The 13,772-nt window shown below is 40.5% G+C and carries 13 protein-coding genes; 2 read left to right on the forward strand and 11 right to left on the reverse strand.

Annotation, left to right across the window (positions count from 1 at the left end; genetic code table 11):
• Nucleotides 1-2: 2 nt before the first annotated feature.
• The 3 genes from HORE_RS10010 to glgP all read right to left on the reverse strand — a co-directional run bounded on the left by HORE_RS10010 (nt 3) and on the right by glgP (nt 3,161).
• Nucleotides 3-257, reverse strand: coding sequence for a TM1266 family iron-only hydrogenase system putative regulator (locus tag HORE_RS10010; RefSeq protein ID WP_041606643.1), 255 nt, complete (start codon nt 255-257; stop codon nt 3-5).
• A gap of 507 nt (nt 258-764) precedes the next feature.
• The gene (gene phoU, locus HORE_RS10015) at nt 765-1,418 is read right to left on the reverse strand and encodes a phosphate signaling complex protein PhoU (protein WP_015923650.1); all 654 of its coding nucleotides are present in this window, start codon (nt 1,416-1,418) and stop codon (nt 765-767) included.
• A 123-nt stretch (nt 1,419-1,541) separates the two neighbouring features.
• Nucleotides 1,542-3,161: an alpha-glucan family phosphorylase gene (gene glgP / locus HORE_RS10020; RefSeq protein ID WP_041606075.1), complete on the reverse strand. Its 1,620-nt coding sequence runs from the start codon at nt 3,159-3,161 to the stop codon at nt 1,542-1,544.
• A gap of 263 nt (nt 3,162-3,424) precedes the next feature.
• Here glgP and HORE_RS10025 point away from each other — a divergent pair, with 263 nt between their 5' ends.
• Together HORE_RS10025 and HORE_RS10030 are read left to right on the forward strand one after the other, a co-directional pair.
• Nucleotides 3,425-4,384 carry a glycosyltransferase gene (locus HORE_RS10025; protein WP_015923652.1) on the forward strand — a complete coding sequence of 320 codons (960 nt, stop codon included), beginning with the start codon at nt 3,425-3,427 and terminating at the stop codon, nt 4,382-4,384.
• Nucleotides 4,381-5,358: a polysaccharide pyruvyl transferase family protein gene (locus tag HORE_RS10030; protein ID WP_015923653.1), complete on the forward strand. Its 978-nt coding sequence runs from the start codon at nt 4,381-4,383 to the stop codon at nt 5,356-5,358. Before HORE_RS10025 ends, HORE_RS10030 begins: the two co-directional genes overlap by 4 nt.
• Nucleotides 5,359-5,410: 52 nt before the next feature.
• Here HORE_RS10030 and HORE_RS10035 read toward each other — a convergent pair whose 3' ends face one another.
• The 8 genes from HORE_RS10035 to HORE_RS10070 all read right to left on the reverse strand — a co-directional run bounded on the left by HORE_RS10035 (nt 5,411) and on the right by HORE_RS10070 (nt 13,772).
• On the reverse strand, nt 5,411-6,037 hold the full coding sequence (locus HORE_RS10035; RefSeq protein WP_015923654.1) for a V-type ATP synthase subunit D: 627 nt from the start codon (nt 6,035-6,037) through the stop codon (nt 5,411-5,413).
• Entirely contained in the window at nt 6,024-7,415 is a 1,392-nt protein-coding gene (locus tag HORE_RS10040) for a V-type ATP synthase subunit B (RefSeq protein WP_015923655.1), read from the reverse strand. The genes HORE_RS10035 and HORE_RS10040 overlap by 14 nt, the downstream gene beginning before the upstream one ends.
• Nucleotides 7,416-7,429: 14 nt before the next feature.
• The gene (locus HORE_RS10045) at nt 7,430-9,202 is read right to left on the reverse strand and encodes a V-type ATP synthase subunit A (RefSeq protein WP_015923656.1); all 1,773 of its coding nucleotides are present in this window, start codon (nt 9,200-9,202) and stop codon (nt 7,430-7,432) included.
• 21 nt (nt 9,203-9,223) lie between these two features.
• Nucleotides 9,224-9,832, reverse strand: coding sequence for a V-type ATP synthase subunit E (locus HORE_RS10050; RefSeq protein WP_015923657.1), 609 nt, complete (start codon nt 9,830-9,832; stop codon nt 9,224-9,226).
• 10 nt (nt 9,833-9,842) lie between these two features.
• A complete protein-coding gene (locus tag HORE_RS10055; protein WP_015923658.1) occupies nt 9,843-10,154 on the reverse strand; it encodes a V-type ATP synthase subunit F in 312 nt (103 codons plus the stop codon).
• Between the two features lie 12 nt (nt 10,155-10,166).
• Nucleotides 10,167-10,589, reverse strand: a complete 423-nt coding sequence (locus HORE_RS10060) for an ATP synthase subunit C (protein WP_015923659.1) — start codon at nt 10,587-10,589, stop codon at nt 10,167-10,169.
• Nucleotides 10,590-10,760: 171 nt separating this feature from the next.
• Nucleotides 10,761-12,710 (reverse strand): V-type ATP synthase subunit I, encoded by a 1,950-nt coding sequence (locus HORE_RS10065; RefSeq protein ID WP_015923660.1) that lies wholly within the window; start codon nt 12,708-12,710, stop codon nt 10,761-10,763.
• Between the two features lie 9 nt (nt 12,711-12,719).
• A complete protein-coding gene (locus HORE_RS10070) occupies nt 12,720-13,772 on the reverse strand; it encodes a V-type ATPase subunit (protein WP_015923661.1) in 1,053 nt (350 codons plus the stop codon).

Genomic DNA, 13,772 nt, shown 5'->3' on the forward strand with positions numbered 1-13,772 from the left:
TATTAAACCTCTTTTGATGTTAAAGCAGATTTTAAGGTAACTCCATTAAGATTACCCAGCTTTCCCGTCAGTGAACCCAGCTCATCGGGGGTTCCTTCAACGATTAATGATATAACGGATATATTATATTCCCGGGATGGAATCCCCATTCTCCCCAGGATAATATCGCCATGCTGGCTTAAAATGCTATTAACCTTCCCGGCCACCTTCTGACGGTCATCAATAACGATACCAACTACTCCGATTCTTTTGTTAATTTTTAATCCCTCCTTAAACTCAATGATGATAAACCTCAAATTTAATAATTCTAACTTACTGTTCAGGGGGATACAGGGGAGTAATAAACAAAAATACCCTACCTGAATACAGATAGGGTATAGTTATCCTCTCACCCTTCCCCTGTCTCAGGTTCTACCCTTAACTCAGGAAGTATCTTAAAATTATTAAATTATGTAACCCTTGTAACCGGATATATTTTTATCCCGCTACTCAGGTTATAATTCTGATTTAAGTATAGCATAAGGTGATTATTTGTGCAAGTATTCACAAAAATTGTCTAAAACCATCCTGTCACAGGACTACAGGTTAACAAACACTCCCCAGTTATAACTCTTGACCATCACTATAACTAGTAATAACCCTGATAATGTATATCAATAAATTTAAAAAAGCCAGCTATTTCCCAGCTGGCTTAATTGGACATAAGTATTGCTCAATTATATGTTTTCAAACTTAATCTTCTACTCAAATATCAATTACTCTTTCTAGTATTTAACCCGTTTACCGGTTACAATAAAGATGGTCTCCTCCCCAATATTGGTGGCATGATCTCCTATTCTCTCCAGGGATTTAGCTATATTCAAAAACTGAATAACCTGGTTAATATTCCGGGTACCCTCACTTTCATTAATAAGCTTAATACTATGACCATAAATCTTGTCATAAATATTATCAGCAACTTCATCCTTGCGGCAGACTGCCTCAGCCAGATCAGCATTCCTGGTAACAAAGGCCTCTAAAACGGTATCAAGCATATCAGAAACAGTATTCGCAAGCTCCGGAATCATAACCAGGGGTTCTAAATATTCTTCATTTTTTAACTCAAGGACAGTATCGGCAATATCGGTAGCCAGATCACCAACCCGTTCTAGATCACCAGCAATTTTAACCAGGGCAACATTATTATATACATCACTGGTCAATGGCTTATCAAGGGATAGAAGCCTGGATACTTCTTCTTCAATGGTAACCTGGTAATTATCAAGAACATCATCCCTGTTGATAACATCTTTGGCCAGCGAAACATCTTTCTCATCCAGGGCCTTAATGGCATTTTGTAACATTTCCTCAGCAATTTCACTCATATTGCTGAGGTCATCAAGAAGCTGTTTTTTCCTGTTTTCATATGTCTGCTCCATAGTAAACTATTCACTCTCCCCCCGCTTTATTTTTTCCTATATTAAAGTATTCTTTATTTATAAAAAAATTCCTTCTTAACCGTTAAAAACATCTGAATTTAATTGATTTGTAAATTTAAACCTTTACTGGTATAAAAGGTTGTAATAATCCCCTAACATCCGCCGGGCTGAATACCGGTCATAAGTGGAATCAATGCTCCGCTCCATCATTTTTAGCCACTCTTCCCGGTTATTATAATAAGTCGGTAAGACCCGGGTATAAAGGACATCATAGAGGGCAGTTAAATCATTTCGGTCCTGTTTAATAACCCTGGCCTCTAAATCGCCGGTAAAATCATCAGCTGACATCCCATCCCCAAACTGCCAGCCATTTTTGCCATCCCGGCAGGCCTCGGCCCACCAGCCGTCAAGGACACTTAAATTTAAAACCCCATTCATGGCGGCCTTCATACCCGAAGTCCCACAGGCCTCCATGGGTTTCCTTGGATTATTTAACCAGACATCACATCCCCTGGTCATGTAACGGGCTATCTCCATATCGTAATCCTCCAGGAAGACAACCTGCCCAGGGTATTTTCGGGCCAGCCCCACCTGGCTGGCTATTATTTCTTTCCCCTCATCATCAAGGGGGTGGGCTTTTCCGGAAAAAATAATCTGGATTTTCCCCTCTTTTAATAATGGTTCTATTCTATCATTATTCTTAAATATTAAATTTCCCCGTTTATAGGGAACAGCCCTCCGGGCAAAACCAATTAATAACTTATTAATATCCAATTTCTGACCTGTTCTTTTGTGGATAAAATCTATTAATTCCTGTTTTAACCCTTTATGGACTTCCCACAACCCCCCGGGGTTGGAGGTATTTTGCACTATTTTATCAGAAACCCAGGTAGGGCGGTGGACTCCATTTGTAATACCGATAATTTCAGCCCGGTTGTCAATATGGGCCCACATATTATTTGCTGTAATATTATGCAAAGAACTTACAGCATTGGCTTTGCCCGCCAGCCTGAGGCCGGCTACCGTCATATTGAAGGGAATTCCCCCGATCTCCCCCATCTGTTCGGGGGTGAAAAAGTCAAAAGCCCCCATATAATCAAGGCGGCGGTATGTATGCTCTTCATTTCCCTGTTTTACCGGTGTATGGGTGGTGAAAACAACCTTTTCTTTTACGAGCTCCCGGGCTTCAGCAAAGGATAGTCCCTTCTGCATCTGTTCTTTTATTAATTCCAGTGCTGCAAAAACAGCATGACCCTCATTCAGGTGATAAACATCGACTTCAATGCCAAGGGCCTTCAGGGCTTTTATTCCTCCTATTCCCAGGACCATCTCCTGGGCTACCCTTTCTTCCTCGAAATACCCATAAAGTTGACCGGTAATCCATCTATCTTCGTTTTCATCTAAATCGGTATCAAGCAAATAAAGGGGAGCATTGTCAAAATTATCAACCTTCCAGACACGACAGTAAACATCCCGGTTACGTATCTTCACTCTGATTTTAATTCCGGTATCCTCAAGAAAATCATATTTATAATTAGGATAAGTATCGACTGGATAGTCCTTTTCATTGAGAACCTGCCTGGTATAACCCTGTTTCCATAACAGTCCAATACCTACAATAGGCAGTCCCATATCCCGGGCTGCCTTCAAATAATCCCCGGCCAGAATCCCCAGACCACCTGCATATATTTTGAAGTCACTCTCGAGACCGTATTCCATACAGAAAAAAGCTATCCGCGGCATTTGCAACTTTCATCATCTCCTTGATATGTAAATACTTTATATTCTTAAAATTAATATACCCATAGACCGGTAAAATTATATAGTAAAAGTTATTTAGCTTTTCACTTTAACCAACCGGCTTATATCTGAATATGATATTTTAACAACCACATAAGAGCAGGTTATCATTTTTACGGTTGCCTCATCTAAATATGGTAGGTTAAGTAAGTTGGGAAGTGTTAACATTAAAGCTACTGGTATTTAATAAGAAAGGGGTAAAAATCATGCTTACTGTCCTCTATCCTCCCACCATCGACTGGGATTTTCTAATGCAGAGGCCCCAGCATCTAATGAAGCAATTTGCCAAACACGGCTGGAAAGTACTGTATGCCAACAAAACACAGGGGAAACCCGATGTTAAAGAGGTTACCCCGAACCTATATGTTTATAGTAATTTTAATTATCTACTGGAGAACCTGACTGATGAAGTAGATATATTATATATTAGCTGGGCCCGGCACCATAGACTTCCCGGGCAAATTCCCCACAGGATAACCATCTACGACTGTATTGATGATTTTCTGGAGTGGGAAGACCAGGAGAAAATAATGTTAAAAAGGGCCGATTTAGTTTTTACATCTTCCCGGGTCTTATATGACAAAAAAAGAAAAGAACATGACAGGGTTTACCTCATCAGAAATGGTTGTGACTTAGACCATATCCGTTCCAGTACTTTTATGCCGACAGTACTTAAGCACCTTAAAAGACCGATTATAGGTTTTGTCGGGGCTCTGGGCAAATGGGTAGATACTGAAGCCCTGGGTCAGGTAGCACAGCATTTTACCACTATTACCATCGGACCCGAGTTTGGCCAGAAAAAGCCTGACGGTATAATTGACCTGGGGGTCATTAATTATAATAATCTACCACCGTATTACAATAATATCGATATCGGAATTATTCCTTTTCTTAATACCAGAACAGCCCGGGCTGCCAATCCTATTAAAATGTATGAATACCTGGCAGCGGGAAAACCGGTGGTCGCTTCCAATCTTCCTGAATTAAAGCAATTCCCCGGCCATGTCTATACAGTAGATAATAACCGGTCCTTTATCGATATGATAAAATTTGCCCTGAAAAATAATTCTCCATCCCGGGAGAAAAAAAGGATAGAGTTGGCCCGTAAAAATTCATGGAAGGTCAGGTTTTCAAAAATAAAATCAATAGTGGAGGACTATTTATGAGAATTGGTGTTTCCGGTTACTTTGGGTACCAGAATTATGGTGATGAAATATTTTTAAAGACATGGCAGCAGGTCTTTGCCGGCCATGATGTCTTTCCCTTAAATGGTTATGAAAATTTAAATACTATAGACAGGATTATAATCGGGGGAGGAGATTTAATAATCCCCCATACTTTTACCAGTGCTTACTGGCGTCCCCCGTTTTTGCAAAAGCCAATCTGGGTTTACGGGGTAGGGGTTCCAACCAGGCTTAAAGCTAAAAAAACAGCCTGCCAGAAATATGCAGCCTTTTTAAAGAAATGTAAAGGGGTCTATACCAGGGATAGGCATAGCAGGGAATGGCTTATAAAAAACAATGTCTATCCCGATTCTGTTGTTGTTAATGATGTAGCCTGGTCCTATAAAATTCCGATGGTAAAATTTAAAAAACTTTATAACAAAACCCTTGGTATCAGTATCAGGCATCAGAGCATTTTTAATCAGGAAAATATCGTAAAGCTGGTAACCACTTTAAGCCAATCCTATGAAATATTAATGATCCCCCTGCAGCCAGCCCCGGTTGCCCAGTGGAATGACCGAAAACTACATGAAAAGTTAAGAAAAAAAGTTAAACAAAATAATCCCGGGGCCACCATCAACATTATACCCCCTTATTCCAGTATTGACCATATGACCGCGTTTATTGACCTGGTTGATTTATATATCACCGAGAGGATGCATGGACTTTTAATGAGTTTAAGGACTAAAACCCCGGTAATGCCGATTGCAGTTGGCAACAAATTTTACGCCCTCCTGGAACAGTTTAATATGGAAGATATTATCGTAAATTCCCATAACTATAGTAAAATGGTGGATACAATAAACAGGTTAATGGATATGAATTTTGAGGAAAGGGTCAAAGAAAAGATAAAGGCTACTGAAAGGATTGCCCGGAAAGAGATATTTAACTTCAAAAAACTGGTCCTCAAAGATTAATTAATAAAACAGGATATAAAAAGGTCCTATTCCAGGCGAATAGGACCTTTTTTCAGGTTTCTTTCTTCTTTTTAACGAGTTTGATACGGAAAAAGTCTTCCCTTTCTTTCTCTTCAAGGGTATCTTCAATAAATTTAACAGTATTTTCATACCTGGGGATAAGGATATTATCAAGGGCATTGGCCCTCTTCTGGGTCTGCTTTATGGCAGTTGCCAGGCGGTAAACCGAGGTCTCTATTTCGGCCAACCTGGTAATAAGGGAAACAACCCTTGTAAAGTTTTTAAAGGCCCGGTCCAGGGCCAGATTGGTCCTGAAAAAACTGTACCTGGGTTCAATCTTCTCTGAGACCGGCTCTACTTCAGGGATCTCAACCCCCATAACACTGTAGCACTTTATTTTAACATCATCAATAAAATCAATACCGGTAGCAATCTCTTCAACTGTACCTATCCCCATGGTAATATCAACCACCTGGAGAGCCTGATAAGCCTCATAGAAATATTCATTTATCTCAGACTGAATCTTTTTAGCCTCATCGATTTTGGCCATCATTTCCCTGATTAAAACATTTCTCTTTTGATCCAGGAGCTCATAACCCTCTTTAGCCAGTTCAAGGGAGTTTTTGGCCTGAATAAGATTACTTTTGGTCGGGGATATATTAAGCCTATCCATTGTCATTGACACTCCCCCGGTAGTATTTTTCCAGTTCTTCACCCGAAATCCTGTCAAGCTCGGTCGGGGGCAGTTCACTCAACACCTCCCAGGCCAGATCAAGGGTCTGTTCAATGGTCCTGTTTTCTTCCCGGCCCTGACTTAAAAAGCGTTTTTCAAAAACACGCCCAAATTTAAGATAAGTCTGATCCAGGCTTGAGAGTTCATCCTCACCAATTACCGAAGCCAGTGATTTAACCTCCTGAACCCGCGAATAGGCTGCATAAAGCTGACTGGACACATTAGGGTGATCCTCTCTGGTAAAGCCTTCCCCGATTCCATCCTTCATTAACCGGGACAGGGAAGGTAAAATGTTTATCGGAGGATAAACACCCCTCTGATAGAGGTCCCGTTTCAGGACAATCTGTCCTTCCGTAATATAACCGGTTAAATCCGGTACCGGATGGGTAATATCATCATTGGGCATGGTTAAGATGGGTAGCTGGGTTATAGAACCCCTCTCCCCTTTTATCATCCCGGCCCTTTCATATAAACTGGCCAGGTCACTGTATAAATATCCGGGATAGCCCTTACGGCTTGGAACCTCTTCACGTCTTGAGGAAAGTTCCCTCAGAGCCTCACAGTAGTTGGTCATATCGGTCATAATAACGAGGATATGCATCCCTTCTTCAAAGGCCAGGTATTCTGCCGCTGTTAACCCGATCCTGGGGGCGATAATCCTCTCTACAGCCGGATCATCGGCCAGATTTAGAAAGACCACTACATTCTGCAGGACACCACTTTTCTCAAAGCTATTGATAAAGAAATTGGCATCATCATGTTTTATGCCCATGGCCACAAAAACTACAGCAAAGTCTTCATTATCATCCCCCAGCCTGGCCTGTCGGGCAATCTGGGCTGCAAGCTGGTTATGGGGAAGACCATTACCCGAAAAAATGGGGAGTTTCTGCCCCCTGATGAGGGTTATCAGGCCATCAATGGCCGACACCCCTGTTTGAATATAATTACGGGGATATTGACGGGAATAGGGATTTATGGCATTTCCATTAATATTATATTTTTTATTTGAATAAACCTCTCCCCCACCATCAATGGGCTCTCCAACACCGTTAAAGACCCGTCCCAGTATATCCCGGGACAGGGCTATTTCCATGGGGTGCCTTAGAAACTTAACCCGGGTAGTCTCAGTAGCCAGACCACTGGTCCCTTCAAAGACCTGGATTACAGCCCGGTTTTTACTGACCTGTAAGACCCGGCCCCTCCTTTTGTGTTTATCCGGTGTTATTACTTCAACCATTTCGTCAAACCCTACATCGGTAACACCATCAACTACCACCAGAGGTCCATTTATTGATGCTACTCCACGGTACTCTTTTGTTAACATGGCTATCAACCTCACTACTCCTGATAATTTTCCCATAGTCTGTTGTAATATTCTTCAATCCTGGCCATTAAATCCTTGAATTTATCTAAATCACCATTGGGAATATTCTCTTTCATTTTTATAACTTCACTGAATAGTTCATTATTCTTAACCCGGCTTATCGGAATATTGTTTTTAATTAAAGGTCTGGCCTTTTCATATAGGAACATAATAATTTTTAACATCCAGTACTGCTTTTCCGGAGTGGCGAACCGGTCTACTTTACTGAAGGCATTCTGCTGGAGAAAACCAATCTTAATCAATCTGGCAACCTCAAGAATAAGGCGCTGGTTATCGGGCAGGACATCTTCACCAACCAGTTTGACAATCTCCTGGAGCCGGTCTTCTTCCTTCAAAAGCTCCATGGCCATATTCCTTAATTTAATCCAGTCCTCGTTTATATTTTCCTTCAACCAGCCTGAAAGATCCTCCAGGTATTCACTATAGCTTTCCAGCCAGTTAACAGCCGGGAAATGCCGGGCACTGGCCAGACTCTTATCCAGAGCCCAGAAACAGCGAACATAACGTTTGGTATTCTGGGTAACCGGTTCTGAAAAATCACCACCAGGTGGAGAAACAGCCCCGATCAGTGAGATAGAACCCTCCCTGTCCTGCCCCAGGGTTTTTACGTAACCGGCCCTTTCATAAAACTCGGCTAACCGGCTTGGAAGATAGGCTGGAAAACCTTCTTCAGCAGGCATTTCTTCCAGACGTCCGGATATTTCCCTTAAAGCTTCGGCCCAGCGTGATGTCGAATCTGCCATCAGGGCCACATTATAGCCCATATCCCGGTAGAACTCGGCTATAGTAATGCCGGTATAAATACTGGCCTCCCTTGCCGCAACCGGCATATTGGAAGTGTTGGCAATTAAAACCGTTCTCTCCATCATCGATTTCCCGGTTGAAGGGTCTTCCAGTTTGGGGAACTCCTCCAGAACATCCGTCATCTCATTACCGCGTTCCCCACACCCCACATAAACAATTATATCGGCACTGGACCATTTGGCCAGCTGGTGCTGGGTCATGGTTTTTCCGGCCCCGAATCCTCCGGGGATAGCAGCTGTTCCCCCCATCCCCAGGGGGAAGAAGGTATCAAATACCCTCTGACCGGTAAGGAGGGGTTTTTTGATCGGTAAGCGCTCTCCACAGGGCCTTGGCCGCCTGACCGGCCATTTCTGATGGAGTCGAATCTGGTGGTTATTCCCCTTATCATCTTTTACAGTTACAATTTCCTGATCCACAGTATATTTACCATTGGGAACAACCTCAACCACCTCTCCTGACAGATGAGGGGGAACCATAACCCGGTGAGTAACAATACTGGTTTCCGGTACTTCAGCAACTACCTGGCCAGGTTTAACCCTGTCACCAAGTTTTACCTTAACAGATACTGTCCATTCCCGGTCCCGATCCAGGGGGTTAACCTCAATCCCTCTTTTTATAAAGGAACCTGTTTTTTCGGCAATAACCGGTAAAGGCCTTTGAATACCATCAAATATATTTCCGATTATCCCCGGTCCCAGTTCCACCGATAACGGGCTGCCTGTAGAAAAAACCGGCTCACCCGGTTGCATCTCTGTTGTCTCTTCATAAACCTGAATTGTGGCCAGGTCACCCTCAAGTTCAATTATCTCTCCAATGAGCCTTTCTTTTCCGACATAAACAAGCTCATTCATGATAAAACCATTCATCTTATCGGCCTTTACTACAGGCCCATTGACAAATACTATTTCACCCTTTTTATCCACTATATCATCACCTGCCTTCAATCATAATACCTTGGAATGTAATTCTACGGCAATGTCTTCTTTAACTTCCTCAAGACAAGTCTCAAAAGTATTTTCAACTATTTCTTTTCCATCTCTATCCTCTACAATAACACCACCACTGATATTTAAAGGGTTATTGGCAACCTCTATCTCTATATTATCAATTTCATTCCGGAGTTCATCCTGAATTTCATTAAAGATCTTTAAATCATGGGAATTAAGTTTTATAATAACATGACTCGATTCCATTACATTTAAAGAGTCTTTAACAAGCCGTTTTAAAAAATCCCTGTAACCGGTGTCATTACGGTATTCATGGAGTTTTTCTTCCAGTTCTTTAAGTATCTGGTGTAAATACTCATCCATCTTCTGTCTTTTTTCCGTTTTCTTTTTAAGGACGGCCCGGGACACAATCTGTTCCTTTTTCATTCTGGCTTCCTGACGGTATAATTCTATAATTTCCTTCTCTTTGTTATCCAGCTTCTGTTTAAAGTCTTCATACTCTTTTTCCCACTTATCTTTTTCCCGGGATATTATCTGTTCTTTTTTATCCAGGGCTTCATTAATAATTTCCTTTTTTATAACTGAAATCTTTTTGCTAACATCCATATTTTCCACCTCAGACCTTTATTCCAATGGAATCCCTGACATAACGGGTAATATAATCATTATCTTCATCTTTCTTTAAATGCCTGTCAGGTATTTCTACCACCAGGGGCAGGCTGGCCGATAACTTCAGTTCATCAATAACCTCAGGTACGAGCTGGGCCAGCTTACGGGTAATTATTAAAATACCGAGTTCCTTATCCTTTCTTGCCTCTTCAATAGCTTTAAGTACTTCTTCCCTTTCATGAACTACAATACCATCAACCCCTGCCAGCCTTAACCCGATATTGGTATCTATATTGTCACTGATACAAAATATCTTCATAAAACCACCTCTTTATAACCGGCCAAGAATCATTATAGCTATAATAAGTCCATAGATGGCAACACCTTCAGCCAGCCCGATGAAAATCAGGGTACGTCCCAGAATTTCTGGCTTTTCACTGATAGCCCCGATGGCAGACGCCCCGGCAATACCTACCCCAATACCGGCTCCTATAGAAGCAAGGCCAACAGCCAGACCGGCGGCCAGATAACCAAAACCGGTACCACTACTATCACCGGAAACAGCTTCTGCAGCACTGGCAATACCGGGGAAAACCAGGCTTAATCCCCAGAAAACCATCAAACCCATGAATACTAGATTCAAACCTACCGACATAACTTTAACCAAATTGTTTGTTTTCTTTGTAGTTAACAAAAAGCTAAAGATCCATGATATTACAACCATCAAAATTAATGCAATTCCTGTCATAACCATAACATATTCCTCCTTATATCAAAGTTTCTTTATATTTGCAGTCCACCAGCTAACCGGATTTTATATAATAAAAATATATAAAAATTAATTTTTTTGAGCTTGAAAATAAAACAAAGGATATTAACAGTTTTCAGACAAGAAAAAATCGATTATAAAAGACCCTGGTCAAAATTACTGGAGCCTGGCCGGTGTGAACTTCCTGCCATCCCCTTTAAAGAATTTGCCAAACAGCTCAAAATATTCAAGCCTCAATACCTGAATACCGACAACCAGGCCTTCGAGAGCCATTATTAAAATATTTCCCCCTATAATGACAAGTATACTCCCCAGACTGTTTTTAACCATCCCGGCCAGGATAAATACTGCCATAAATAACCCTATATGGTTCAGGGTAAAGGCACCCACCCTGACAAATGATATGGTATTACTCAAATACCCGATAAGGGTATCAAATAACTCAAAAGAGGCTTCCAGGAAGTAATTCCCGGTATCTTCAGGCCAGATGTCTTTTTCCTGGTTTATTATGTTGACCAGTGGCTCTTTAAAAAGGATCAATACCAGGGGTATAGTCAAAAGAACAAAAGTCAAAAATGGATGTAGCAGTAATTCCCCCCGGAACCCCAGTGATATAACCGTGGCCAGTGCAAACAAATAAAAGAAGAGACCGGTCAAGCCATACCTGGAAAAAAGCCCTTCACCTATATCCTTTCTCCGTAAACAATTTATCAAATTAAAGACCATACTGATAAGCATTAATATTACACCCAGCCCGATGGCCATACCCAGCCACATCATAATATTTTCAAAGGGTCTAACCCACAGGGCCGGTAAAATATGCTCGAGACCAAATATACTGCCATATAGAAAACCAAATACCGTTGAAGAAAAACCAAGCCCCATAAGGAGGGCTCCACTGTTAGGACTCCCCAGTTTAATGTATCTATTTTTCATAAGGTATCCCAGGAGGAAAAAGATTAATCCCTGGCCCACATCCCCAAACATTATTCCGAACATAATGAGATAGGTAATAGCCATAAACGGTGTCGGGTCTATCTCCCCGTAACGGGGAACACCATAAAGCTCAACCAGGGATTCAAAGGGCTTAAACCACCTGAAATTTTTCAATACCGTTGGTGGTTTTTCTTTGGAGTGATTATCAATTTCTTCACTGGTATAGATAACATTGGGGAATTCTTTTTCCAATTCTGTTCTAAACCCTATTTCCCTAGTGGCTGTAATCCAGCCACTCATCACAAATAAATGGTCAACCTCTCCATAATACTGATTATTTATTTCCCGTATCCTGTCCATAAGTTTTAACTTTCTATAATAAGATTTTAATTTTTTTTCATAAAGATGGGCATATTTCTGGAATTCCAGCTTAATTTCTTCATAGGCAATTTCTATTCTCTTTAACCTGTGATCGACCCTGTCTAAAATATCCCGCGGTTGGCCCTTGACCCGGGGTGGGAGATCTAACTTTTCAAAATAAACCGTATCCAGAATATTTAAAGCCTTTTCTTCATTACTTTTTTTGGTAAATGAAAAAAACCAGACATTATCTTCATCACGGTATACTTCAATTATTAAAATAGGTAATTCAGTTATATTTTTAATGAGCCGTTCATAATCATTTTTGCTGACCCGGCCAAATACAAGGGAAATATATGAAAGATGCTTTAGTTCAGCTATATCCAGGTCAATATTCTTCATTAAGCGAACATGGTGTTTAAGGTCCTTTAAACGTTCTTCTTCCTTTTCCAGTTTCCTCTTAAACCTTAATATCCTATTGATTTTCTGGGTCACAGGTTTGATATCTTTCCTGATCTGGTCAACATTTATCTTTTCTAATTCAACCTTTTCCAGGTTATTTTTATCCCTGGGGTTATCTTCATATTTGATATTAAGGGTTTCCATCAGATTAATAATTTCATTTAAAAGACCAGAATATGGATTCTCCCTTTTGAGTGGTTTAATCTCATCCCCGGGCAGGTCACTTAGAAGGAAGGAGTCATAATCTTCAAGTTGTATAAAATCACTGTTAATGACCCGGTACGAGATAGGGTCAAGCTCTTTTTTATGACCAACAATTTGAAATTTTTTCATGGTTACAACAGCCATATTATCACCCTACTTTAAATCCCTTATTAGGTAATTTTTAATATCTTCACTTCTCAGAGAATACCTGACACCCTCGACAACAGTAATAATATCTCTTATTTCATACTCCTTGATAAAAGTATAGGAAATTATAACACCAACATTAGAAGTGCCACTAATTTTGGTATGGTAAGCCTTTTTGAGGAGATAGGAAAGAAAGTACTTTTCAAAGAGAATACTTTTGTCATGGGCCACCGGAGAAAAAAGCTCATCATAATCTGTTTTAGAGAGGTAGTTAAATATTTCTTCTTCTTGACTTGACTGAGACAGATTTTTAAGGTCTTTAGCTGAAAGGCGGTAGTGAATAGGAATAGTATAATTTAAAATCTCTTCAGTATTGAGGTTATAATACCTTTTTGTGCGGTAAATCCACTGAATATTTAAGAGATCCACCTGGGTCCCGAGCAAATCCCGGATAATCCGGTAATCCTCACCCCTCAATCTCCTGACCAGTTGGGCCAGTTTAATAAAATAGTTAAAATCAAGGGTCATTTCTATGGGAAACAGGTTTTTATCTTTCATATAACGTTCCTCAAACCTCTCCAGGGTATCATAATATTGAGTTCCCTTAAATACCTCCAGTAAATCATGGTAATTATTTATGGAAGTCAATCTATCAAGGGATATATCTTCGTAAATACCCATATAAACAAGGGTATTTTTAAGGTATTCCTCATCATGTTCAATTAAACTTGTTCTCAATAACATCTTTAAATCTTCTATTTCAAACTTGATAAGAAAGAATTTAAAAAAGTCCCTGATAGGACCTGTCAAATACCTGAGGATAGCCTTAAAGTCCCTGATAAAGTTCTTCTTAAGGGTACGTTCCAGCTGGCGTCGATGGATTTCTACTCCGGCCAGTTCTTCAAGATATTCCCGGTAATGAGTATTTTGATAAAGGTAATCAAAGATATCCTGAACAGACTTCTGGTTAATTAAATTATTATAGTCCTCTTCACTCAGCATCTTTCCAAATAGGGCCTTTACTTTGGCATTAACCCCTGCATAAGAAATCATACCCAT

Source organism: Halothermothrix orenii H 168 (assembly GCF_000020485.1).
Classification (GTDB): Bacteria; Bacillota; Halanaerobiia; order Halanaerobiales; family Halothermotrichaceae; genus Halothermothrix; species Halothermothrix orenii.